Genomic DNA, 24864 nt, shown 5'->3' with positions numbered 1-24864 from the left:
GGCTCATACCCTATCCTCTGCTGTAAGGAGAAACAAAAATGTATACCAAGAACATACTATTTCGACATACTTTTTTGGTTTCTCATGGCATTTTAATGCCGATTTTTTTGGCATCGTGCACGCCTTGTGTCACCTATACCAACATGTGTGATTTGATCGGTGGTATCCCGGATGCCGAGGCGATGTCTTCAAACCGGAGCGTCATACTTGAAGATCCAGGGACGATTATCGCCTACCATGGATCGGCCTGCGCAGAATCCAAGAACTCTGGAACAGAGGATGTGTTAAAGATTGAAGAGAGTCTTGAGATTCCGCCATACGCCGCGGATGCTACTGTATTTCTTAACGGCTGGCGCATGAATTACCTTAGCAGCGATCATCATGTGGCAGGGCTTGGAACCATGATCAGCCATATCCGGCTGGAAAATAAAACCCTGAAATGGCAGGCGGCCGGCGTGCTTTCGGACGACAATTTTGATGATGCTTACCGATGGTGTTATCACTACACAGTAGTCGCCTGGAATCCTTCCAATCTCGATCTGGTTGTCGATCATAAAGATGAGGACTGTGATTCCCGAAACCCTGCTGAGGCGAATTTCTTCATAACCGATAACACAGGCACGAAAACCGCACTTTCTGCTTTTCCCAGCTTCATCTTCAACCCCAATTTCGCATCCGGCAAAACGGTTGCCATACTCCCGCGCGGATTCGGCTTCAAGTGGAGCGCCGACTGCGAAACGGACCACCACCTGCTTCAGGTCGGGGTCAATCTGGATCATAGCGAAATCTTTGTCGAGAACGGAAAAAAATATAAGAAAGGCGTTGAAGATCTGACCCCGGTGCCGGTTCCCCAACCGCCCCCGGCAAGCACCATGAACCAGGTCGATTCCGGCTTTGCAAGCTGGGATACCTATGCCATGTTCAAGGACAACGATGCGAGAAGAGATTACGGATTTGGCGAGATGGTGTCCGGACTCGGCGGAAACGATGTTGGCGTGATCCAACCACCTTATTCAATCCTGCCGCGCGAGGATACTGGCACCTTCGGGGGATGCCTTGGTGCGCCGCCGCCGGCAGGCGTAAAAACAGAGCAAGTCGTCGTTGATAACGTTCCCTTCGAATACGCGATCCCTATGCTCACGGGATGGGAGTTGTATTATCCTTGTGACGATGAGCATGTAACCGATCTGGGAGCATGGCTGGACGAGATCCATTACGACAAGACCCCGAACACCCCCACAGGAACATTGAAATACACGTTATCATCCATACTGAAAGACAAGAACAGTGATCCCATACATGATTATTCTCACAAGGTCACCATCTTGGGTTTTAAGCCAGTTACTTCCGCTCTGGCGCCGGATTTAGTGCCTTTCAGTCCTCTCGGTACAGACCCTTTGGCCTTTTGCAGAATGGAGCAGTCGGGAACGCTGCTGAGAGTTTCAGTCAGGAATCAAGGCAATGGGAATGCAGCCGCTTCAAGGACAACAGTCGCCTTTAATACTGGCTCCGTTACCGTTGATACGCCGCCCATTCCAGCGGGCGGATCGACTGACCTTCTGGTCAACGTGCCAGCAAACTGCTTTAGCCCTGATTGCTCTTTCAGAATTACAGTTGACTCCGATAATCAGGTTAACGAATTTAATAATGAAGGAAACAATAGCGTAAGCGGTGGATGCTTAGGCTGATACCGTACGTTAAACAGCAGGATGTAAATACCGTGCTGTAATATTTCATCGGCATTGTTAATTAAGGAACGGGAATGAAATAAGACCCGCAATTGAGGCAGGATTTCTGTTCATATTCAAGGCGCGCAAACAGGCGCATAGCAAGCTATGTAACTGTTTGCGCAACGCCGAAGAGGGACAGAAAGACAAGTCAGTTGCGGGAGTTATAAAATTCACGTTCCTAAGTATGGTATTTAACTCACCGTTCCGTTTAAGCATAACTTTGCTTTTGCTGTATCACTTTGATTTTCGACGTAGCCGAGCAAGAAAATGCCTGAATAAACTGTTATAGCCTTGTATGCTCGCGCCACCCGCAAAACCAGGCGCCTGGGAAAAGCCCTTTGCGTTCGTCATAATCCGCCCCCCGGTTTCCTGGTCGCCTTTTAGTTCGCCCAAACATCGTAAACAAGTGATGGTTCAACACCGCCCCGTTTATTTTCTCCGTGTTCGCCGCAACTGAATTTGCTGGCCGTCCCGCTTGGCCTGGAGAGGCAGAATATCCTCAAGGGCATGCAGAAATAAATCAATATCATCCGAATTAAAAATCCCGCTGAGCGTCTCTTCCGCGAGTTTGGGATCGGCGAAAATAAATCGGACCGGATGATAACGTTCCAATTCAAGCGCAACTTCACGCAATGGCGTGCGTTTAAAGACCAATCGCCCATGCAGCCAGGCGGTCAGTTGATCGGCTTCCACAGCTTGCAGCCGGCCTAAACCGGTCGCCTCTGTATAACGACTCTCGTCGCCTGCGCTAAGATGTACATCGACCACATCTTGACCGTTATTCAATTCCACTTCGCCTTCCAATACCGAAACGGTCGCGCCTTGCGGTTGTTTTAGGACATTAAAGCGGGTACCAACATCGCGAATATGCAAATCGCCTACCTGTACGGTAAATGGACGCAGACGGTCGTGACTAACTTCAAACAGCGCCTCGCCCTGTGTCAACACAACGCTACGCTGCAATAAAGAGATTCTGACCGAAACCAGGGTATCGGTATTCAAGTCGATATGAGAATTATCCGTTAAATCGATGCGCCGGCGCTCGCCCATGCCGGTCACATAGCTAACGGTCTCTGCGCTATATTCTAGCCATGCGCCGCCGAGCAAGGCAGTCGTCACAATAAAAAAAGCCAGTGATGTCAATACGGATGCCGGTTTTCGCGGTTTTGCCGAGCGAGCTTCAGCCAATCCGGACACCGGCATAAACTTGATATCATCCATATTGGCCCAGATTCTTTCGGCTTCCGCGTAAGCCGCTTGGTGGCTTTCGCCTTTTGCCAGCCAGGCTTCAAAGCGAAGCCTGTCTTCCGCGGGACATTTTTCTGCCTGCAAGCGCACAAACCATTCGATAGCCTGTTTCAATTGCCTTTCGTTGTATGAAGAAGATGAACTCATCAGGGATTTTTACAAACCGTTTGTCAGAATTTTTCCATGTATTGGTGGCAATGCAGCATGGCTTTGACTAAACGCCTTTGCACCGTTTTTTCAGAGATCCCCATTTTCAAGGCAATGTCGGCATAGCTTAATTCGTCGATTTTGCGTAGCAAGAACACATCCCGGTATTTTCTCGGCATCGAGTGGATGGCATCCAACAATAGCTCGCATTGTTGACGCAACGCCGTTACTTCATCCGGAAGATGCCTTGGGCAAACCAAGGTTTCATCGAGAGCAATTCCGCTGTTTCTCGGGTGCTGCTGCCATTTCAGATAATTGATGGCCAGGCGGTCGGCCACACGGAATAGTAAGCCGATTAGGTTTTCGTCATGCTTCACCGCATTATCGCGCAACAAACGCAGGTATGTTTCCTGGCATAAATCCTGGGCTGTTTCAGGGCAGCGAACCCTGTTTACCAGGAATTGGGACAGCGATTTACGATGGTCTTGAAACAGTTGGCAAATCTGATCGTTGGTGAGCGGCGGCAGGGTTGACATAACTCAGGTTTTCAGAAAATTGTTTTACTCAGCTGCGAAGCTGTATCGCAAAAGCTTCGAATGGTTCCGCTTAAGCCAAGCAATTTTTGCACCACAAGCATGGGTTCGGCTGCCATTGCGGAACGTTTTATTGTTTAGCATCGACGCTAACACTCGATCAGGATGCCAGGACACATTGATTTTATTAACGAAAGCCTAAAGCATGAGGTGATGCGCTAGATTATTTTTGATGCTCATTAGTCGGCAAAAACCAGGAGGACAATCGCGTTGCGCCAACAGAATCTTGAGACTGGCCCAGTATAACTATGTCATATGACATAGTTATACGTTAAATAACACAGTTTAATAGGTGGCCGGCAGGAGTAATACCCTCATTGCGACTAAGAATTTAGTCGTCAACAATGTCCCTGTTTACATAGGATACGCCTAGTACTCAGTCAATTTAATTATGGCGGGTAAATTGTAGGTGCGAATTCATTTATGCCCCATGGGTACTTGTGCCCTTCAGGGTATTCGCACTATTCGCATGCCATGGATACTCCGCAAACTTTACTCGTCAGAACAAGACTGACTGAGTACTAGCACATTCATGGACTTCCTATGCATTGCGCAACATCAGAAAATAATTTCAAAAAATGACCAGTTCGACGGCTTTGCTTTGTTATTAAAGTTAAGACGACTAAAAACGTTGAATCTTGACTCAAACCAAAACAGGGAAAATAACATGGTTAAAAGCTTACCGACTATCGCTACCAGCAATGCCGGGCGTATTGAGCACAGACTTGAAATCTGTAAATTAATCCGGCATGGCGTCCTGATCGCTCCGCTGCTGATGGGAAATGCTTATGCCGACGACGAAACTCATATCTTTGACCTGCCCGCACAGCCTCTATCCACGACGCTGAACACTCTGGCCGAATCGACCCATACCCAGCTGCTTTATGCCGACTCAACGGTGAAAGGTTTAACCGCAGCTCCGGTGAAGGGCAGATACACGGCTCGGCAAGCGCTCGCTATTGCACTGGGCGAGAGCGACCTTGACTACAAAGTGGTGGATAACTCGGTGATTACAGTTGCCGGCAGACCTGAAGCCGAATCAGTCACCACGTTGAAAGCGATGACAGTGGTTGGCAAGATGGAAGATGATCCGAATGATCCTTATAACAAAGACTACACAGTCACTAACAGCTCTACCGCCACTAAAACCGATACGCCGATTATGGAAACGCCTGTGTCGATTCAGGTGGTACCTAGGGCCGTCATGTCCGATCAAAAAACTGCACGCATCACAGATGCCTTGGAAAACGTCAGTGGCGTTCGCGCCCAGTCTTCCTTGGGTACCGGCACCGGTTTCATTATTCGCGGTTTTCGCAACCCTTTAATCTATCGCAATGGCCTGATGGCTGTTCCCAACTCTTTTCGCTCCGAGTTCGACACAGCCAATCTTGAAAGTGTTGAGGTATTGAAAGGCCCTGCATCCGTGTTGTTCGGTCGTAGTGAGCCCGGCGGTTTGATTAATGTCACCACCAAAAAACCCTTGGATATACCGTATTATTCACTTGAACAGCGCTTCGGTTCCTATGATTTGTATCGTACTGAATGGGATGCTAGCGGTCCGGTTACCGATGACAAGTCCTTGCTGTATCGCTTCACGGGTTCCTATCAAAATAACGAGTCGTTCCGGGACTTCGTAAGCAATGATCGCGTGCTGATTGCTCCAAGCCTGACCTGGCGGCTTACCGATGCGACGGATTTCACCGTCAATGTCGAAGGTGTCGATCAAGATTACCAGGCCGATTTCGGTATTCCTGTTGTCGGCAATCGCCCTGCAAACATTCCGCTCAATCGTTCGGTTGGCGGTGATCCTAACGATCCTATCGATAGTATTTCTAAAGTTCAATTGGGTACGGAGCTTAATCACCGTTTCAACGACGATTGGGCAATTCATAACCGTTTCCTGGCCAGTTGGGGCGATGGTAGAGAAACCTTCCTTAATCCCGCACCGGCTTTCGGCAATGCCCTAAATGAAGCTACCGGTATTCTGCAACGCAACGTCTTTGCTCAGCGCTACGACAACGAGGCTTACACCACCAATCTCGATTTGACCGGCAAGTTTCAGCTTGCAGGTACTAAGCACGACATTTTGCTCGGATTTGACTATCTGCGTTCATTTACCCAGTACAACATTCAGGGATTTTTCAACACCGCCAATCCGGCATTCGCCATTGACATTCATAATCCGGGTCCGAGTTACGGCATTGATCCCTCCGTTTTCAGTAACGCAATATTGGCAGTCGAACCCACACAAATAGGCCGGAATTTCTCGACATTCAAGGACGAATGGTATGGCGTTTATTTTCAGGATCACATCACCTTGTGGGATAAACTGCACATTATGGGCGGTGGACGTTACGATTGGATAGAAACCGGCAGAGGCCGCGGCGGTTCCTTTTCAGAGTCTGATAATGCTTTGGAAAACTCGACACCTTCCGTGATTCGCAAAGATGAAGGTTTCAATCCTCGAGTTGGCATTCTCTATCAACCGTGGCAGTGGCTGGGGGTTTACGGCAACTGGACAACCTCTCTAGCCGCGAATAACGGAATTTCGAGCAACAATCAACCTTTCAAACCGCAGATAGGCGAGCAATTTGAAGCCGGAATTAAAACCGCCTTCTTCGATCAACGCTTATTGACAACACTGGCTTACTATCACTTGACTAGGGATAATCTGCTCACCCCCGATCTAACAACGCCTGATCCCAACGATAGTGCGGCAATCGGTCAACAACGCAGCCAAGGCATTGAGTTGGATATAACAGGTCACCTTAATGATAACCTTAGCATTATTAGCAGCTATGCCTTTACAGATGCACGGATTACCAAGGACAACCGGACCTTGAATGGCGTGCTAAACGGCTATGAAGGTAAGCGCTTGAACAACGTACCTGAGCATTCCGGCAGTCTATGGCTGAAATACGATTTCAACGGCTTTGACGCCCAAGAGGGCTGGTCGGTTGGTTTAGGCGGTGTTCTGGCCAGCAAGCGGGAAGGCGATGTTGAAAATACCTTCCAGCTCCCCGGATATGTAAGGATGGATGCATTTACGGCCTATAAACTGAACGTGGGGCCAACGCGAGTGACGACATCGTTCAATATTCGCAACCTGCTCGACAAGGAATATTTTGAATCAACCGACCCGAATGCCAATGTAGCGCCACGGTTTGGAGTCTATCCGGGGGCGCCGTTGACAGCAATTGGTTCGATACGAGTGGAATATTAGACTGGTTCGGATAGGCCATATGCAGACTTCAATCACTCCGTTGCACCGAGGCTTTCGAAAATAATGAATCAACATTCTTATACCCCCCTCAAATGGAGGCGTTTCCGTCATTTCTGGCTAACGGTGCATTTGTATATCGCCCTTACGATAGGTTTTGTCTTTGTCATTCTCGGACTAACGGGGATTTGCAATGTTTTCTATGTTGAACTGGAAGAGTTCAGTTTGCCGCCTGTGCGTCAGGAAGCCAATGCGCGACCGCTTCCCCTTGATGAAATTCTGCAAATCGTTAAAGCCGCTCATCCTCAAAGACAAGGGAGATGGGCGCTTCTTGCGCCAGGCTATGGCAATGATTACGTCTGGGCGCGTTATCCGAAGCCTGAAGAAACCGCCGATCAATTATTCGCGCCGTTCCAGGTTTTGGTTGATCCATACAGCGGAAAAATAATTTCGGAGTACTTTTGGGGGCAAACCTTGTGGACGTTCATTTATGAAGTCCATGCCAGTTTGCTGACAGGTAAATTGGGTGTCGAGATCGGGCAAATCGGAAACGATACGATCTGTTTTCTTGGTTTGTTTTTATTTATTTCCGCATTGACCGGGCTTTATTTGTGGTGGCCGCGCTGGGGGAAATTCAAAAAAGCAGTGACTATTAAACGGGGGGCAAGTCCTGAGCGGTTTTATTATGATCTGCATAAAACTACGGGGTTTTACAGTTCAATTATTTTGCTGATTATCGCCTTTACCGGGTTTTCGTTTAGTTATGCGGATTATATCAAGCCGTTGATACGCGGTTTTTCCGCTGTCAAGGAAAAACATTTAAAAGATCCCGGCGTTAAATCTAAGGTTATGACTAATGCACAGTCAATTTCCATAGCGGAGGCCGTTTCAATCGCCGACACAGTGTTCCCTGAAGCCAAACTATGCCGAGTGGAAACGCCCGGCGGTGAGGAGGGTGTTTACATTATTACCAAGCGGCAACCAGGAGAAGCCAACCACCGTTGGGCGCGCAGCAAAGTGTGGGTTGACCAGTACAGCGGTAAGGTATTGTCCGTACAAGACCCTAATCAGTTTACCGCCGGCGAAACGTTTTTCAATGTGCTGTGGCCGCTTCATAACGGCGAAGCCCTCGGGCTTGCAGGCCGTATTTTATGGTGTGCAATGGGTTTCGCACCGTTGGTGCTTTATATCAGCGGTATCATCCGCTGGTTGCAAAAACGACGCATATCTTTGGAAAAGCATCGAAAAATGATGAAGAGAGTCAATTTGGAAATCGGAGGAATCGAGAGTGAACAGGACCGTAGGTGCGATTAGCGCAGCGTAATCGCACGCATGTTTTTATCGTCGCCAACGCAGGTTAAATATGCCTCCAGTTATGCTAGCCGCACCGGTAAACTCCCAAATCCATGTCCAATTATAGACGCGCCTATATTAATGGTGGAGCGTGGCTTTTTACGGTAAATCTCCTGCAAAGACATCAAAACGATTTACTTATCCGCAACATCGACCCATTAAGGCAGACTGTCAACAAAGTACGGACCAAATATCCGTTTCATATTGATGCTTGGGTTGTACTGCCTGACCACATACATTGTGTTTGGACATTACCGCCAAACGATACCGATTTCAGCAACCGGTGGCGGCTAATAAAAAGCGGATTTTCGAGGGCGATGCCGAACACGGAATATCGCTCCAAGGTACGGATTAAAAATGGCGAAAGGGGCATTTACCCACAGGGCACAAGTGGCAACGACATGACTGGGAACATCGCATCCGCGATGATTTGGATTACCAAAAGCATGTGGATTATGTGCATGTAAACCCATTAAAACAGGGTCATGTTGAGCGTGTAATTGACTGGCCTTATTCAACGTTTCACCGCTATGTGGCAAAAGGCATTTATCCCGCTAATTGGTGTGGCGATATTAATGCTGTCGTTGATGGCGATGATTGAATATGCGTGCGATTACGCTGCGCTAATCGCACCTACGGTCCTATCAATAGGCGGTTGTCGTGGCGCTCGGCCAGGTTCACCGTGAAAAACCATCTCGAACGATGCGGTTCGTGCCTCACCGGCATCCTACCTCGCTCAACATTTGCGTCATATCCCCTATTTTTAAATAAAAAATAGGGGATATGGCACACTTTTTCGTTATTAATTTTTTTCGGCTGTGACTAGAAAATCGTTGCTACGGCCAATTCGCTTTAATGCCAAAAATATTGTAATAAATTGATTTTTTAAACAAATATCCAAGGCGCACTCAAGAGTAAAACGCGACAGCAAATACATGGAATGTTTTTTGCTCAAAATTCAAATTGTCCGAGGACAGCCAAATCAGCAATCAACAGAACGAAGCAGGACAACGAGAATCATGATCAATAATCGGTATTATGCGTTCAAATCAAGTGTTTCAACCATGGACGGGCATTATCAATGACGACTGAATTAGTTGCCAATGATGCGCTGACCCAGCTTTATCGCGAGCATCATTCCTGGCTGCTCGGCTGGTTGCAGAAGCGGGCACAGTGCCGCTTGCAGGCCGAGGATCATGCCCACGATACATTCATGCGTGTTATCGCTTCAAACGGTGTTCACGACATACGCGAGCCGCGCGCCTACTTAATCACCATCGCCAAAGGCTTGCTCATTAATCATTGGCGCAAATCGGCGATAGAACAGGCCTATTTGGAGAGGATCGCCGCCTATCCCGAAGCCTTGATGCCATCGCCTGAAGAGAATGCGATTATCCTTGCAACGCTTCAAGAAATGGATGATCTGCTCAATCAACTGCCGACCAAGGTGCGCAAGGCATTTTTAATGGCACAATTGGATGGCCTGACCTATGTCGAAATTGGCAAGCAACTGGGCGTAACGGATCGCATGGTCAAAAAATACATGTCCAGCGCCATGCTCCATCTTCTGACCACGACATTTTAAAAAACCAAGTGTTGAATTCCGACCGCACAGACATTCATCCCGGCATTCTTGCGCAAGCCGCCGAGTGGTTTGCAGTATTAGGTTCAGGCCAAGTGTCCAAAACCGAAATTGAGCAATGGCAGGCATGGTTGAACGCCCACCCCGACCATCAGGCAGCGTGGTCAAAGGTCGAGTTTTTTACCCACAAATTGCAAAACCTGCCATCGCAGGCAGCCTCTGCCGCCCTTAATCAGCCCGACCTTTACCGGCGACGTACACTAAAAGCCTTGGCAATATTTGGCGCTATTGGCCTGTTCGGCTGGCAAATTTCCCAAGGCCGCTATTTACAGGCCTGGACAGCGGATTACCAAACGACGGTAGGCGCCACACAAACCATTACCCTGGCCGACGGCTCGAAAGTTACCCTGGATACCGACAGCGCCTTCAATGTGGAATACACACCTGACCTACGCAAACTGCAATTGGTATCCGGCGAAATCTACATCGAAACCGCGCCGGATAATGCCGGATTACATCGACCCTTTGTCGTCGATAGCCAGGAAGGCCGAGTTCGTGCGTTAGGCACGCGTTTCAGCGTCAGGCAACTACCCGGCAATAGCCAAGTAAGCGTATTTGCCGATGCCGTCGAGATTCAACCGAGCAAACTGGAATCAAACAAACTAACCCTGCATGCCGGACAAACCACGCGTTTCAATACGGAACAGATCGAGGCCGTAACCGCCATGCGTGCTGACCGTCCTACCTGGACGCAAGGCTTCCTGTTGGCCGACAACATGCCTCTCAGCGAATTTCTCCTGCAACTCAATCGCTATCAGCACGGCTATATCACCTGCGATCCCCGGATTGCCGCTCTGCGCATCGTCGGTGCCTTTCCGCTCAACGATACCGAGCGTGTTCTGGCCATGCTGGAAGAAACGCTGCCGGTCAGAATCTCAAACCCACTGCCGCTGTGGGTAAAAGTGTTGCCTCGTTAGGGCATTCATTTATACTAAAAAGGTATATACTAAGTCAGTATGTAATTTCCTAGGAGATATCCGATGTCGAAAGAAGCGGTCTTTACAATGAAACTGGAACCCGAGTTACGCGCCGAGTTTATGGCTGAAGCAGAAGCTGCTCATCGGCCGGCATCTCAAATAATGCGCGAATTAATGCGTCAGTTTATTCAGCACCAGCGTGAAGCAAGGGAATATGGCGAGTTTTTGCGCAATAAAGTCGAAACGGCCCGCGCGTCGATGCACGCTGGCATAGGCGCAACCAATGACAGCGTTGAAAGCGACTTTGCCGCACGCCGCGCTCAAGCTGAAGGCAAAATGTGAAGGTTTTTTGGACGCCGGAAGCCCAACAAGATCGTGAACAGATTTGGGACTTCATCGTGCTGGACAACCCGCAAGCAGCTATTCGCATGGATGAGCTTTTTAGCAATGCGGTAGCCAAGCTAGCCGATTTTCCTCAGCTAGGCCAATCAGGAAAAATCCCAGGAACCCGTGAGTTAATTCCACACGAAAGCTACCGGATAGTCTATGAGATCCAGCAGAAAACCGTATGGATCTTGGCTTTGATTCATACCGCGCGGCAATGGCCGCCAGTTCGCCATTGAACTGACAAGCCATTGCCTAACGTTTATAGCACCCCCATCCACTTTCAAAACCATTACCGCTCTGAATATCCGTGTTGCCTCGTTAAGGCGCACAATTTGACGCCATCCCTGCCGCGAATCAATCCGACAGTCTCGGACCAGGCGGCTCACACTTTTTTTGCCATTCTTCTGCTGAGCTATCAACTCTTTAAAACCAGGTTTACCGGCCAGTTAGCCAAGATTTCAGGCAAAAAATTGAAATTATTTTTCAAGCCAAACCAATAGGTTAAAAATTATTTAAAATTTTTTCCATTTTTGAGTTCCCCTTTTTCGTTTTCGATTGGCAATAGGGATGAGAGCAACATTTTTAAAAGGGAAAACACCATGTCAAAGCGAAAAAACAACCGGAGCCTCGGGCGACAATCGTCCCGCTTGCAGCAAACCATCAACGGCTTGCTATTGGCTTCTGCTTTGATCGTCGTACCTTCCGCCATGGCGGAAGGCAATGGCGATAACACCACCAAGCGCCATTACCACATCAGTAGCGGCTCGTTAAGCCATGCGCTCAGCCAGTTTGCCGGGAGCGCAGGCATCCTGTTATCGGCGGATGCCCGATTGACCGATGGTAAAAGCAGTCCGGGTTTGAATGGTGAATACACGGTGGAAGAAGGCTTCCAAAAGCTATTGGCGGGTAGTGGATTGGTTCGTGTTTTTACCGCGGGTAATGCGGTGACATTGAAAGTTGCAGAGCAACAAAGTCAAGCCAGTCCTGTGACTTTGCCGTCAATGATGGTGATGGGGGCTGCGGAGCTAGATGTGAATGATCCTTATAACAAAAGCTATACCGTGACCAACAGTTCTACTGCCACGAAAACTGACACGCCGCTAATAGAGACTCCGGTGTCAGTGCAAGTCGTGCCAAGGACAATAATGGACGACCAGAAAACGACACGGGTCAAAGACGCGTTGGAAAACGTCAGTGGCGTGCGGGCTCAGCCAACCTTAGGGTATGGCAACGGCTTTATCATTCGTGGATTTCTCAATAACAGGGTATACCGCAATGGCTTATTGACTAACGCCGATGGCTATCCATCTGAATTTGATGCCGGCAATTTGCAAAGCATCGATGTGCTCAAAGGGCCAGCGGCTGTTCTCTTTGGCCGTATCGAACCCGGTGGATTGGTTAATATCACCACAAAAAAGCCTTTGGATATGCCTTATTATTCGCTTGAACAACAGTTCGGCTCTTATGATTACTACCGTACCCAATGGGATGCAACGGGGGCTGTGACTGATGACAAGTCGTTGCTATATCGTTTCACCGGCGCCTATCAAAGCAATAATTCGTTCAGGGATTTTGTTTTTACCGATCGGGTTATGGTCAATCCCAGCATCACTTGGCGACCTACCGACAATACTGATCTGACGCTGAGTGTCGAAGGTTTAGATCAGGATTATCAGGTGGATTTCGGTATTCCCGCGATAGGCGCACGTCCCGCCCCTATACCCATAAGCCGCTCGCTTGACGATCCCAATAGTCCGGTGGATCACTTATCCCACGTGTTAGTCAGCACCGAGATAAATCATCGTTTTAATGATGATTGGGCGATACATAACCGTTTTCTTGCTGGCTTCAAAGACGATTTTTCCAGTTTTGTCAATCCAGCTCCTGCTTTTGGCCCCAGTGAGGAGGCATTACTTCAGAATGGAATTCTTAGGCGTAATGTTTTTGGTCATAAAGCTTATTCTGAAAACTATGCTACGAATCTCGATTTAACCGGAAAATTCCAGTTAGGATTTTCCAAGCACCAAGTTCTGGTGGGCTTTGACTATTTCAAGTCTACTAACAAATACCATTATTTTGGTGAATTCAACGATCCGAATCCAGCACTTGATATTGATATTTTTAATCCCGGGCCCAGCTATGGCATTGATTCTGCCCTTATTCAAGACACCTTGTCGCGCCCAGCTAATTGCTGTGCTGATTCCAATTTTGCGTTTTTCAATAACCAATGGTACGGCGTCTATTTCCAAGATCACATTACGCTCTGGGACAAGTTGCATATTTTAGGCGGTGGTCGTTACGATTGGGCAGAGTCAGGTTCTTCTTATACGATATCTTTTGATCTATCCGAAGCTACCCTGCCTTCCAATAAAGATGAAGGTTTTAGCCCTCGGGTCGGCATACTTTACCAACCCGTCGGATGGCTGGGGATTTATGGTAATTGGACGACCTCTTTCAGTGCCAATAATGCTCCGGCGGCTGACGGTTCGACCTTTGATCCACAAAAAGGCGAACAGTTTGAAGCCGGTTTAAAAACCCAGCTATTTGATGACCGGCTGCTGGCTACCTTGGCGTATTACCATTTGACTAAGGACAACATACTTGTGCCGGATAACACTACGGCTTTTCTTTTCGACATGATTTCCAATAAGCAACGCAGCCAAGGGATTGAATTAGACGTAACGGGGCAGATTACCGATCAAGTTAGTCTCATCGGTAGTTACGCCTTTACCGATGCAAAGGTGCTTGTCGATCATGACGGAGATACTGCCGGAAATAGAATGCCAAACGTGCCTGAACACGCAGGTAGCTTGTGGGTTAAATACGATGTCAACGGCTACGAGTCACAGGATGGCCTTAGCTTCGGCGTAGGTGGTGTCGCTGCTGGAGCACGGCAAGGCGATTTTGCCAACACCTTCCAATTACCGGGTTATGTCAGGATGGACGCTTTTGCAGCTTATAAAATGAAAGTAGGGGCAACCAAAGTCACTGCTCAGTTCAACATCCGTAATTTGTTGGATAAGACGTATTACGAATCGACCGACCCCGACTCTAATGTTACGCCAAGACTAGCCATTGCTCCCGGTGCGCCGTTGACGGCGATTGGGTCGATTAGGGTTGAATATTAGTGCTATAAGCAAAACCATGAAATTATTCGACTATAATTTACCGCAAGGCGAAGCTGTGAAAAGCTCCGATGCCAAACGAAACCGCCTGACAAAACTTAAAGCCCGCCGCAAGCATTGGCTGGACGTACACTTGTGGTTGGGTTTGGCGTTGGGTTTGTTTTTGTCCATTTTCGGCATTACCGGTAGCATCCTGGTTTTTCATGCCGAAATCAATGAACTGTTGAATCCGAATCTTTTGACAGTGAAAGCGCCCGAAGCTAACCCTGTTTACAAACCGTTGGCTGAGATTTTCCAGGCGGGTCAGGCAGCGATGCCCAAAAATGCCGTACATACCTTTACCAATTATCCCCGTAATAATGAAGCGGCTTTTAAACTGCATTTTTCCCTGCCATTGACGGGGAAACAGGAAGGCGTGATCGAAAGCTGGGAGGTCTATGTCAACCCTTATACCACGCAAATCGTTGGCAAACGCTTGATGGGTTCTTCCGACACCCCATTCCCAAAGACCTTTATAGGCTTTATTTTCGAGCTGCATTACGCCCTATTTTTGGGCGAAGATTCTGGTTATCTGATTGTCGGCATCATGGGCGCTTTGTTGATCATTTCTATACTGACCGGACTGATCGTCTGGTGGCCGCTGACCGGAAAATGGCGGCAGGCCGTCACGATCAAATTCAAGGCCAGCACTGAAAGGTTGAACTTCGATTTACATAAGACTTTCGGGTTTTATTCGGCAGTCGTGATTATCCCGGTACTGTTTTCCGGTATTTATATGAACATACCTCAGTATGTCGTACCTGTATTGGAGCTATTTTCGCCAGTGACTTATCGTTACTGGTTTAAGTCAAAGCCAACGCCCGAGAAATCTTCGATTACTATGGCGGATGCGGTAAACATTGCCGAAAAACGCTATCCCACAGGGCGAGCCGATTGGATTTATGGCGCGACCGAACCGACCGGGACTTATACCGTTTGTAAGGACGGCGTGGAAGAACCGGGCAGTTTGATACATCGGCGTTGCGTGGTGATCGACCGTTACAGCGGAACAATCCTTGATGTTGACGATCCTGCAATTGGCACGGCAGGCGAGGTATTTACGCATTGGCAATGGCCATTGCACTCAGGGCAAGCGTTTGGTATGACAGGGCGGATTTTGGTGTTTTTGTCAGGGCTGATTTGTCCAGTGTTGTTTGTCACCGGCGTGATCCGCTGGCTACAAAAGCGGCGAGCGGCAAAGCGGCAAAGCGGCATCAAGCTAAATGCCGCTCGCATTCCATGCTCTGATGCAAGACACGAATTACGCTGAACCGCATCGATCGAGTTATTCCCCAGCCATTGCCGGAAATAACTCGACCGCATCACTCCAATTTTCAGGATAAATCCCATGCGCGACATAGCTGTGAAAGCTGGAATAAGGCCATTCTTTAACGCATTTTACGTATCCATGCTTCACCGGATTCCAATGGATGTAATCGACGTGCTGTCGATAATCCGTTTCGTCACGGATAAAGCGCTCCCAAAACCGCCTTTGCCATAAGCCTCTTTCTCCCCGTTTTTTCCGGCTTCGGGAAATTCTCACCCTTTTTCGATGTGGGGGGAAAAATAAGCCTTGATTAAGGATTCGGTAATCAATAACTGTCTTATTTTAAACGGCGCCTGTGGGAGCGATGCCCTCATCGCGACTAAAGACGCCGCAAGTCGCGATGAGGGCATCGCTCCCACAGGAGATCATAAAAAATGACATCGGGATGTTATTTTTAGCCCGTAGGTGCGATTAGCGCAGCGTAATCGCACCTACGGTCCTCTCGTGCCCCGATTTCCGGTCCAGACGCAATCCTGCCGCCCTGCCCGCATGCCATAAAGCCTACTTGTTTCCCGTCTGATGAAATAATGCACTGTTTTCGGCAATGATCCGCTCTATCCGCGCTTCCACGCCGTCCAGTTCGTTGTCGTAAATGCTGGTCCGGTAAGCGTCGCCGTCGGCGCGGGCCGAAGACGTCAGCAGCGGCTCGCCCGCTTCGCTGATGTTGATGCGCGTCAGCGTGGACAGCCCCGGCTGCAGGGGATTGTCCTGCAAATCCTTGGGATCAAGGCCGATGCGCACCGGCACGCGTTCGGCGATGTGGATGAAGTTGCCGGTCGCGTTGTCGGTGGGCAGCAGTGCGAAGGTACTGCCGGTGCCGGGGTTCAGGCCCTCGACCGTGCCATGATAGACCAACTCGCTGCCGTAGGCATCGACCCTGATCTCGGCCGATTGCCCCGGACGGATTCCGGCAATCTGGGTTTCCAGAAAATTGGCCTCGATCCACAGATCTTCCAGCGGCACGATCGCCAGCAGCGTGGCGCCGGCCTTGACGTTATCGCCGACCTGGGCGCGGCGCTTGGCGACATAGCCCGATACCGGCGCAACCACGTTACGGCGATGGTAATCCAGAAAAGCGCGCCGCACACGGCTCTTGGCTTTGTCAACGGCCGGATGATGGTCGATCGCCACACCTTTCACCTGCGCCTCGACGCCGGCCTTTTCAGCACGGGTTTCCTGGATCGCGGCTTCCAGTTCGCGGATCTTGTCCCGCGTGTTCTGTACCTGCTGGTCCGAAACCGCGCCGTCCCGCGCGGCCACGATAAAGCGCTTGAGATCGTGCCGCACCTGTGTCAACGCCGCCTGCCTGGCGACAATACGCTGGCTCAGCGTGTCGATTTTCGCGGTCTGGGTGACGATGTCGCGCACGATCTGGCCCAGTTCCGCCTCCGCTTGTTGCAGGGCGATTTGGGCGATGTTGCCGTCGAGCCGGACCAGTACGTCGCCTTTTTTCACATGTTGGGTATTTTCGGCCAGAATCTCGACGACCGTCCCCTCGGTCTGGGCTTTCAGCGTGACCAGATGGCCGATAACGAAAGCGTCATCGGTAGCCACCCAGTTCCGGTTGGCGTACCAGTGATAGCCGAAATAGCCTAGGCTGGCCAGCAATATGATCAACGTAACCTGCTTCAGCCGGCGGTTACGCTGGCGCATGATTTCTTTGGGTCGAATAGTATTGTTCCGCATATCTGAATTTTAACGAGCCTTACGCCGGGTCAGCCACCGTCGGGTTCCCTGATGGCGAGGACGGACGCCCTTCAGTATGAACAAGGTGGTCAGCTTCAGCCGGCGATTCCGTCGGCGCATGATTTCTTTTGAATGACTATGATTTTGCATATCGGGTTTTAATGAGACTTGCCATCGACATAGCCGCCGCCCAGGGCCTTGATGACATGGACGGCCGCCTTGAAATGCTCGCCTTCCAGCACGGCCAGCCGGAAGCGCTGCTCGAATTCGGCGGCGCCCGCTTCCAGCAACTCGCTGCGGTCATTGAGACCCGTACGATTCAGCGTTTGCGCGAGTCGGCTGGTTTCGGCGATGGCCTCCACGGCCTGGCGCTGTTCGGCCAGGCGCGTGTCGATATCGCGCCAGCGGGTCAGGGAATCGGCCACTTCCTGGACCGCGTGCAGCAGGCTGCCGTTGTAACGTTCCACGGCGGCGTCATAGGCCGCTTCCTGGTAACTCAGATTGGCGCGCAGCCGGCCGCCCTCGAAAATCGGAAAATCGATCGAGGGACCGACCGCATAAGCCAGGCTGGAGCCCTGCAGCAATACGTCCGTCAGACTGACGCTGTGCAGACCGGCGAAACCGATCAGGTTGACGTCCGGGTAAAAGGCGGTTTCGGCGACCTTGATGTCCTGGGCCGCGGCCTCCGCATGCAGTCGCGCGGCCGTGACGTCCGGCCGGTGCGCCAGCAGGCGCAACGGCAAATCACGGGGCAGCGCCAACGGTTTGGGTAAAAACCCGCGTTCGGCCACAATGTCCCGCCCCCAGTCAGGTCCCTTGCCGGCCAGCGTGGCCAGCAGGTTCTTTTGCAGATCGACCTCGGCGCGAACGGCGGCTTCGATCTCGCGCGCCGCGCTCAGCAGCGTCTGCGCATACAGCAACGGCGCCGTGGAAACGAGGCCCGTATCCAGACGTACCTGCTCCAGTTTCAGCAGATTTTCACGATAAGCCACGACCTCCCTGGCAATACGCTGTTTTTCGCTGGCGGCCGCCAGATCGAAATAGCCGCGCGCGACCGCCACGGACAGCAACAGCCTGGCGTCGGCCAATTCGGCCTGGGCGGCCAGCGCCTCGCCGACGGCCGCTTCCAGGGCCGCCTTGTCCCGCCCCCAGAAGTCGATGTGATAGCGCAATACAAATGGGTTGATCACCAGTTTCCGGAAGTGTTCGCCGGCGAGCTTGGCCTCGGTGCTGTTGGCCGAGAAGCGCTGCGCGCTGAAGCTGACATTGGCGTCGACCGTCGGATAAAGTTCGGCCGCCTGGGCATCGACCATGGACTGGGATTGCCGCAGGCGCGCCGCCGCGGCCTTGAAATCCGGGTTGTCGGCCACGGCCGTCTCGATCAGACGATTCAGTTCCGCGCTGCCGAAAACCCGCCACCAGGTCTGTTCAGGCCACTGGCCGTCGGTCGTCAGCGCGTCATGCGCCGCCGACAGGGTCCGCTCCATGGACGGCAGGCTGATCATCTCGGCGCGCCGTGTTTCTTCCCCAAACCAGGCGCAGCCGGGCAGCATAGATAAAAAGACAGTAAACAGCATGCCGCGGCTTGCAGCGCGGCGCGGAAAAATAAACATATTACGGTTCCTCGGCGAGTAGTTCCTGAGCCCTGCGCCGCAGGGCCTGTTCCGGCGTGCGTTTGACAGGGCGCCTGGTCGGATAGGCAAACCAGACCAGAATCGCCAGGCCGACAAAAATGCAGCCGGCGATCCAGTAGGCATCGTTGACGGCACGAATGGCCGAATCGCGGGCCGCCAGTTTCGCGAACTTGATCAGGGCCGTGGACTCGGTGAAGCCGGCCTCGACCAGAATATTCAGCGACTGGTCATAACGCGGGTCAAAGACGGTATGCGTCTCAGCGAAGCGGGTCATGTGGAAGGGCGCCCGGCGGTAGAAAATAATGCCCTGCAGCGTAATGCCGATGGCGCCGGCCGCGATGCGCATGAGACTGGCCAGTTCCACGGCCCGCCACTGGCGTTCCGGCGGCAGCCCGTGCAGCAGCAGCGCCGTCAGCGGCACGAAAAAACTGCCCAGGCAGACGCCTTCCAGCAGTTTGGGCCAGAACAGCTGGTCATACGCATCGTGCACATCGAAGCGGCTCAGCCAGAAATAAGTCGCGGCAAAGCCCAGCAGATTAAAAAAGGCCAGCAGGCGGGCATCGAAGCGTTTGACGATTTCATGGAATACCCCGGCTACGGGTTTCGCGAAAATCGCCATCGGCAAAAATACCAGTCCCGCCAGCCAGGAGGAATAACCCAGCGACAGTTGAAGCTGTATGATCAACAGCGACAACAGCCCCTGAAAACACAGAAAGCCGGTAAACATGATCAAGACGCCGATCGTGAAATTCCGATGCGCGAATAAAGTCAGATCGACAAAAGGATGCTTGGTGTTCAATTCCCAGGTGACCCAGTACATCAAGGCAATGACGATGATGGCGATCAAGCCGGTCAGATAAGCTGAATTAAGCCAGTCCCAATCGTTGCCCTGATTCAGCAGGGTCTGAAAGCCGCCCAGAATAATCACCAGCAGCACAAAGCCGACCGTGTCGAAACGGCGCTGTATCGCCTGATAACCACGCTGGTACAACAGCGCCCCGACTATGCCGGCGATCGCCAGGGCAATCGGAATATTGAATATAAACAGCCAGCGCCAGCCCAGGTTGTCGGCGATCCAGCCGCCGATCGGCGGACCGAAGGTAAAAGGCGTCAGCGTGAACAGGCTCCAGACCCCGATACCCAGGGATTTGCGCTTGTCGGGATATTCCTTCAGGATCATGGATTGCCCCAGGGGCAGCGTCAGCCCGCCGGAAAACCCGAGCAGGATGCGGCCGGCCAGATAGCTGTACAGCGACGTGGCGTAGGCGCAGATCATCGAGGCCAGCGCGAACACGACGAAGGCCGCCACAAACGGCCGGTACTCGCCGACGCGCCGCGCCAGCCAGCTGCCCACCGGAAAGGCCAGAGCCAGCCCTATCATGTAATCGGTCTGGGTCCAGGTCGCGAAACTGGGCGGAATGCCCAGGCCGCCGGCCACGCGGGGCAGCATGGCGATATAGGCGCCGGCATTGAAAATGACGATAGCGTGCCCGACCCCCATGCAGAAGTTGAACAGGATAAAACGCCAGCCTCGCAGCCGTTTACTGAAGATGATCGCCATGAATCCCCGGTTTCTCCGTCTGTACAAGCGCACCGCCCTTCAAGTCGAGGGGCTGAAGATCCTCGGCATTGTTTCCGGCGGTGCTTAAGTATTGTATCGACAGATATCGATTCGATACAACAACTATATCCTCATGGTTTTTACAGTTCTGCTTCATAAGCGTTGTATCAGGCTTTGCTTCAGTCGTCATAAGGCCGTTCATTCTCCAGATCCTTGAGCCAAACGCGCCTGCGTCAGGCCTATTTCGCTGAAGCCTTGATCGATAAGCCGCGCGCCGGTTTCGGCGATCAAGCCCTTGAACGCTTTGCCTTCACGACTCAGCAAGGTTTGCGCGGAATCCTCGGCCGAGAACATTTTCTTGTCGGTTCTTGCGATTACACGCCCGCTTTTTGGATCGACCAGTTTGATCAAAACCTGCAGCGAGGTCTGCCCGGCAAAAATTTTGTAGGTTCCGATGCCGATCTCCAGCACGGCATCGGCTGATGCCACGCCGCTATAATCGACCGGCGATGTATTTTGCCTGTACCATTGCTGGATGGCCGCTTGCCAGTGACCGAGATAGGCGTTCCGATCGCCCGCCGCCATGGGCAGGCGATAATAGTCCTTGCTGGGAGTGGCGTTGATGCCGCCCGCATTCAGTTGCGAAGCCGCTTCCCGTGCCAGTTCCAGGGTCGGCGTCCAGTGCTCCTGTAAGGTTGCCGCGGCTTCCAGGCCCGCGCCGTGTCCCCGCGGCAATGTTGCGGCCGTTACAACGTCGCCGCCGCCGATCAAACCCGCGATCAATATACCGCCCGGGTTGCTGTAGATTTTTTCCTCCAGGAATGCCGGCAACACCATATTGTTAAAATGCCCGTACACCGGCATGCGGGTTTCGATCAGATCGGGCGTCACCTCGAGCGGCGGCGATTCCACCGGCACGACAACCACCGTGCGTATGTGATCGAGCTCGGCAACTGGCGGCTTTATTGTCGCCGCCATGCAGCCGCTTAATATGACCAGCAACATCGACAGCATGATAAAGACGCTGCCGGGGCTGTTAGCCAATACTTTTTCTGCGGTTTTGTTCACCAATTTAGAAGCCATTGTTCTTCTCCAGGCAGGATTGAGGAATTCTCTGTTCGAGAAACATTAGACATAATGCACACGGTAAAAAGCCGGTGAAGATGATTCCACAGGTATTGCAATATATATGCCATTTTATAAGTTATTGAATTTGTTGTATTGTTTTTATATTTAGATTGCAATGCTGTCATAATGACAGCAAAATTTTCAAAAAAGCGGTGTTGCCAGCCTGATTAGCCAGGGCGCCGAATGCCGCGGGATCTGCATTGCATACCCTTCAGGCGGGGCGGGGTTTGCCCCCGTCCTTAACAATCCTTCGAGATTTGCGTCCAATGGCGGGAGGCGCTTACTCAATTTCAATCGTTTCGGACGGAGCGGCATGCCCCGCCCGACTGAAGACGGCTTTGCACAACGCACGCAGTGTATATACTACGAAGGAAACAGGAGGAAGAGCGCGTAAACACCGGTTAAATAAAACTGGACATGACGATGTCTTATTGACACACTCAGTATCAAATTGACTACAAGCAACCTGAACAAATGACTCAATCCCTGGAATTTGAAACCATGGAAGAGGCGATTCGCGCGGTCGTGCTGAGCCTGACCGCGAACCTTTCCATGAAGGACCGTTACAGCGAATTCCTGAACATCTTCGCCAGAATCACCGGCAATCATGCCTGTGCCTTGCTGCGCTATCAGGACGGGGTGCTGATTCCGGTCGCCACCTTCGGCCTACTGCCGGAAGTCCAGGAACAGGCATTCCGGCCGGAACAGCATCCGCGCCTGGCCGCCATTATCCAGTCGCGCACCCCGGTCCGGTTCCCCGCCGACGATAACCGGCCCGATCCTTACGATACGATGCTGGCCAATGATCCCGGCGGCCAACTGGGCGTGCATGCCTGCGTCGGCTGCAGCCTTTATAACGAGAACACGCTGTTCGGCGTATTGTCGGCGGATGCCATGGAACCCGGCGCCTTCGATCATATCGATGACCAGGTGTTCCAGACTTTCGCTGCCCTCGCCACCGTGTCGCTGCGCTACGAAACCTATATCAGCACGCTGGAACGCCTGGCGAAACACCGGCAACTGGTGACCAGCGAACTGGTCAACGAGACCTTGCAGCGCAGCAACCAGGCCCTCGGCGAAAGCCCGGCCATGCAGAAGCTGAACCGCGAAATCGACATTGTCGCCGGAGCCGACCTGACTGTCCTGCTGATGGGGGAAACCGGCGTCGGCAAGGAAGTGGTGGCGCGCGTCATCCATGCCCGCTCGCCGAGAGCCGGCCAGCCCCTGGTTTATGTCAACTGCGCGGCGCTGCCCGAAGCGCTGGCCGAGAGCGAGCTGTTCGGGCATGTACGCGGCGCCTTCAGCGGCGCTAATGGCGATCGCGCCGGCAAGTTCGAACTCGCCAACGGCGGCACGCTGTTTCTGGATGAAGTCGGGGAACTGCCGCTTGCGATCCAGGCCAAGTTGCTGCGCGCGGTCCAGTTCGGGGAAATCCAGCGCCTGGGATCGGACAAAAGTCACCGCGCCGACGTCAGAATCATTGCCGCGACCAACCGGCATCTCGCCGGGGAAGTCAGGGACGGCCGGTTCCGGGCCGACCTTTACCACCGGCTCAGCGTGTACCCGCTGCATGTACCGCCGTTGCGCGAGCGGATCGACGATATCGCGATACTGGCCGGCTATTTCCTGACCCAGGCCCGGGCGCGCCTTGGCCTCGATCAGGTTCGCATGGCGCCGGCGGCCATCGAACGGCTCAGGACCTATCCGTGGCCCGGCAACGTCCGCGAACTGGAGCATGTCATCCTGCGGGCCGTCCTGCGCGCCTCGTCGATCCAGGGACGCTCGGTGATGCTTGAACCTTGCGACCTCGATATCACAGCCAGCAACGAAAAACCGATGAACGAGACAGTCAATAAAACCGCCGAGCTATCACTCACCCAGGCGGTCGATCACTTCCAGAGAGAACGCATTCTCGCCACCCTGGCCGAAGCCGGTCAAAACTGGTCGGAAGCGGCGCGCCGCCTGGGCCTGGACCGCGGCAACCTGCACCGTCTCGCCAGGCGGCTGGGGATAAAATAATTTATTGTGAATATTTGCCCGTGCCGTAGGGTACGCACTGCGGACCTGTTAAAATCTGCCAGCGCATCACGGCTTTTTAAAAAGGTACGCACTGCGTACCCTACGACTGATTTAAACCACGAAGGTCACGAAGAAAAAACGTCGTGCTTTCCTTAACCTTCGTGGTAAAACCTTTTTAACCTTAACCCGATCGGCCCCCATAGGAAAACGCCATTATGAACACCTCAACCCGAGTCAGAATCATATGCGCCCTGATCTTGCTGGTTTTTTCAGTGCTGGGCGTCGGCCCCATTCCGATTACCAGCACCATCGGCTTGTTTGTCGTTATTTTCCTGCCCGCCTGGTTCAAACAACTCATTGACGACCTGTATGCCGACAAGGAATAACGGTGATCGTCACGGCCTTGAACAAATGGCTGAAGCGGGCTTCAGCCGTATTCATCGGCCTGTTTGCGCTCTCGCAACTGGCTTACTGGCTGGCTTCCCGCCCTGCCCCTGCCGGAGCCGATCCGGGCAATTGCGCCGTGCTGGTGGCGGGGTTCCCCGCGAATCCTGACGGCAGCCTCCATCCGATGCAGCGCATGCGCGTGGAAGTCGGCGTATCGGCGTATCGGAACCAGGCCTGCGACAGGCTGATCGTATCGGGCGCGGCCGTCCATAACAGCCATGTCGAGGCCGAGATAATGGCCGCGTTCGCGCGCGAGCTCGGCGTTCCGCAGGATCAGCTGATCATCGAAGACCGGGCGCGCAATACCTGGCAGAACATCAGCTGCTCCCTGCATCACCTGGAAAACCATAAACGCATTATTATCGCCTCGGACAATCTGCACATGCACCGGGCAAAACGGTATCTGTGCCGCCAGAAAACCTCCTGGTGCGATCGCCTGCAAGTCGCCGGCGGTTACGTTCCGCTCAGCCAGATAGGCTGGACGGTGCCGCTTGCCATCAAGGAACTCCATGCCTGGATCCGCGACCTCGCGGTTTACGAACGGTCGGTCTCGGGCAATTCGCCTTCCTGTCCGGCCGATCGTTGAGACGTTAGAAAGATTCGTGATAGCATCCCGAAATTGTCGTGAATCGATACAATTTAAATAACGCAAGAGGACGTT

The 24864-nt window shown here is 52.2% G+C and carries 19 protein-coding genes; 12 read left to right on the top strand and 7 right to left on the bottom strand.

All coding sequences use genetic code 11. The annotated features are described in order from the left end of the window. Positions 1-38: 38 nt before the first annotated feature. Entirely contained in the window at positions 39-1688 is a 1650-nt protein-coding gene (locus tag EK22_RS11585; protein ID WP_081917863.1) for a CARDB domain-containing protein, read from the top strand. 471 nt (positions 1689-2159) lie between these two features. Here EK22_RS11585 and EK22_RS11580 read toward each other — a convergent pair whose 3' ends face one another. Beyond that, positions 2160-3125 carry a FecR family protein gene (locus EK22_RS11580; RefSeq protein WP_036251089.1) on the bottom strand — a complete coding sequence of 322 codons (966 nt, stop codon included), beginning with the start codon at positions 3123-3125 and terminating at the stop codon, positions 2160-2162. A 23-nt stretch (positions 3126-3148) separates the two neighbouring features. After that, positions 3149-3661, bottom strand: coding sequence for an RNA polymerase sigma factor (locus EK22_RS11575; RefSeq protein ID WP_036251087.1), 513 nt, complete (start codon positions 3659-3661; stop codon positions 3149-3151). Between the two features lie 724 nt (positions 3662-4385). Between EK22_RS11575 and EK22_RS11570 the strand changes: the two genes are divergently transcribed. From EK22_RS11570 to EK22_RS11530, 8 genes are all read left to right on the top strand, one after another. Then, complete coding sequence (locus tag EK22_RS11570; RefSeq protein ID WP_235209301.1) at positions 4386-6941, top strand: TonB-dependent siderophore receptor; 2556 nt, start codon at positions 4386-4388, stop codon at positions 6939-6941. Between the two features lie 63 nt (positions 6942-7004). After that, positions 7005-8252, top strand: a complete 1248-nt coding sequence (locus EK22_RS11565; RefSeq protein WP_081917862.1) for a PepSY-associated TM helix domain-containing protein — start codon at positions 7005-7007, stop codon at positions 8250-8252. A 1120-nt stretch (positions 8253-9372) separates the two neighbouring features. Next, positions 9373-9876 carry a sigma-70 family RNA polymerase sigma factor gene (locus tag EK22_RS11555; RefSeq protein WP_036251084.1) on the top strand — a complete coding sequence of 168 codons (504 nt, stop codon included), beginning with the start codon at positions 9373-9375 and terminating at the stop codon, positions 9874-9876. Positions 9877-9884: 8 nt separating this feature from the next. Further along, complete coding sequence (locus EK22_RS11550; RefSeq protein WP_051961863.1) at positions 9885-10850, top strand: FecR domain-containing protein; 966 nt, start codon at positions 9885-9887, stop codon at positions 10848-10850. 63 nt (positions 10851-10913) lie between these two features. Continuing rightward, entirely contained in the window at positions 10914-11192 is a 279-nt protein-coding gene (locus tag EK22_RS11545; protein ID WP_036251079.1) for a hypothetical protein, read from the top strand. Continuing rightward, on the top strand, positions 11189-11473 hold the full coding sequence (locus EK22_RS11540) for a type II toxin-antitoxin system RelE/ParE family toxin (protein WP_036251077.1): 285 nt from the start codon (positions 11189-11191) through the stop codon (positions 11471-11473). The genes EK22_RS11545 and EK22_RS11540 overlap by 4 nt, the downstream gene beginning before the upstream one ends. 363 nt (positions 11474-11836) lie before the next feature. Then, a complete protein-coding gene (locus EK22_RS11535; RefSeq protein WP_081917861.1) occupies positions 11837-14365 on the top strand; it encodes a TonB-dependent siderophore receptor in 2529 nt (842 codons plus the stop codon). Positions 14366-14381: 16 nt separating this feature from the next. Then, positions 14382-15671, top strand: coding sequence for a PepSY-associated TM helix domain-containing protein (locus tag EK22_RS11530; protein WP_051961862.1), 1290 nt, complete (start codon positions 14382-14384; stop codon positions 15669-15671). A gap of 558 nt (positions 15672-16229) precedes the next feature. Here EK22_RS11530 and EK22_RS11525 read toward each other — a convergent pair. The 5 genes from EK22_RS11525 to EK22_RS11505 form a co-directional block, all read right to left on the bottom strand. Then, a complete protein-coding gene (locus EK22_RS11525) occupies positions 16230-17381 on the bottom strand; it encodes an HlyD/EmrA/EmrK family protein (RefSeq protein ID WP_235209294.1) in 1152 nt (383 codons plus the stop codon). A gap of 191 nt (positions 17382-17572) precedes the next feature. After that, positions 17573-19027: an efflux transporter outer membrane subunit gene (locus tag EK22_RS11520; protein WP_036251071.1), complete on the bottom strand. Its 1455-nt coding sequence runs from the start codon at positions 19025-19027 to the stop codon at positions 17573-17575. Position 19028: 1 nt separating this feature from the next. Next, a complete protein-coding gene (locus EK22_RS11515) occupies positions 19029-20609 on the bottom strand; it encodes a DHA2 family efflux MFS transporter permease subunit (RefSeq protein ID WP_036251069.1) in 1581 nt (526 codons plus the stop codon). Next, on the bottom strand, positions 20590-20799 hold the full coding sequence (locus EK22_RS25270) for a hypothetical protein (protein ID WP_020161443.1): 210 nt from the start codon (positions 20797-20799) through the stop codon (positions 20590-20592). The genes EK22_RS11515 and EK22_RS25270 overlap by 20 nt, the downstream gene beginning before the upstream one ends. An 8-nt stretch (positions 20800-20807) precedes the next feature. Next, positions 20808-21692 carry a hypothetical protein gene (locus EK22_RS11505; RefSeq protein WP_036251066.1) on the bottom strand — a complete coding sequence of 295 codons (885 nt, stop codon included), beginning with the start codon at positions 21690-21692 and terminating at the stop codon, positions 20808-20810. A gap of 519 nt (positions 21693-22211) precedes the next feature. Here EK22_RS11505 and norR point away from each other — a divergent pair. From norR to EK22_RS23185, 3 genes are all read left to right on the top strand, one after another. Then, entirely contained in the window at positions 22212-23756 is a 1545-nt protein-coding gene (gene norR, locus EK22_RS11500; protein ID WP_020161445.1) for a nitric oxide reductase transcriptional regulator NorR, read from the top strand. A gap of 215 nt (positions 23757-23971) precedes the next feature. Continuing rightward, the gene (locus tag EK22_RS24925; RefSeq protein WP_020161446.1) at positions 23972-24142 is read left to right on the top strand and encodes a hypothetical protein; all 171 of its coding nucleotides are present in this window, start codon (positions 23972-23974) and stop codon (positions 24140-24142) included. Between the two features lie 2 nt (positions 24143-24144). After that, a complete protein-coding gene (locus EK22_RS23185; RefSeq protein WP_020161447.1) occupies positions 24145-24789 on the top strand; it encodes a YdcF family protein in 645 nt (214 codons plus the stop codon). Positions 24790-24864 lie beyond the last annotated feature (75 nt).

The organism is Methylobacter sp. BBA5.1 (assembly GCF_000746145.1).
GTDB classification, from domain to species: domain Bacteria; phylum Pseudomonadota; class Gammaproteobacteria; order Methylococcales; family Methylomonadaceae; genus Methylobacter; species Methylobacter marinus.
This window is presented reverse-complemented; position numbering and strand designations above follow the sequence as displayed.

Bases quoted from the DNA above. Each gene is read 5' to 3' on its own strand.
- EK22_RS11585 (WP_081917863.1), top strand. From the start codon at position 39: ATGTATACCAAGAACATACTATTTCGACATACTTTTTTGGTTTCTCAT.
- EK22_RS11580 (WP_036251089.1), bottom strand. From the start codon at position 3,125: ATGAGTTCATCTTCTTCATACAACGAAAGGCAATTGAAACAGGCTATC.
- EK22_RS11575 (WP_036251087.1), bottom strand. From the start codon at position 3,661: ATGTCAACCCTGCCGCCGCTCACCAACGATCAGATTTGCCAACTGTTT.
- EK22_RS11570 (WP_235209301.1), top strand. From the start codon at position 4,386: ATGGTTAAAAGCTTACCGACTATCGCTACCAGCAATGCCGGGCGTATT.
- EK22_RS11565 (WP_081917862.1), top strand. From the start codon at position 7,005: ATGAATCAACATTCTTATACCCCCCTCAAATGGAGGCGTTTCCGTCAT.
- EK22_RS11555 (WP_036251084.1), top strand. From the start codon at position 9,373: ATGACGACTGAATTAGTTGCCAATGATGCGCTGACCCAGCTTTATCGC.
- EK22_RS11545 (WP_036251079.1), top strand. From the start codon at position 10,914: ATGTCGAAAGAAGCGGTCTTTACAATGAAACTGGAACCCGAGTTACGC.
- EK22_RS11535 (WP_081917861.1), top strand. From the start codon at position 11,837: ATGTCAAAGCGAAAAAACAACCGGAGCCTCGGGCGACAATCGTCCCGC.
- EK22_RS11530 (WP_051961862.1), top strand. From the start codon at position 14,382: ATGAAATTATTCGACTATAATTTACCGCAAGGCGAAGCTGTGAAAAGC.
- EK22_RS11525 (WP_235209294.1), bottom strand. From the start codon at position 17,381: ATGCGCCAGCGTAACCGCCGGCTGAAGCAGGTTACGTTGATCATATTG.
- EK22_RS11520 (WP_036251071.1), bottom strand. From the start codon at position 19,027: ATGTTTATTTTTCCGCGCCGCGCTGCAAGCCGCGGCATGCTGTTTACT.
- EK22_RS11515 (WP_036251069.1), bottom strand. From the start codon at position 20,609: ATGGCGATCATCTTCAGTAAACGGCTGCGAGGCTGGCGTTTTATCCTG.
- EK22_RS25270 (WP_020161443.1), bottom strand. From the start codon at position 20,799: ATGACGACTGAAGCAAAGCCTGATACAACGCTTATGAAGCAGAACTGT.
- EK22_RS11505 (WP_036251066.1), bottom strand. From the start codon at position 21,692: ATGGCTTCTAAATTGGTGAACAAAACCGCAGAAAAAGTATTGGCTAAC.
- norR (WP_020161445.1), top strand. From the start codon at position 22,212: ATGACTCAATCCCTGGAATTTGAAACCATGGAAGAGGCGATTCGCGCG.
- EK22_RS24925 (WP_020161446.1), top strand. From the start codon at position 23,972: ATGAACACCTCAACCCGAGTCAGAATCATATGCGCCCTGATCTTGCTG.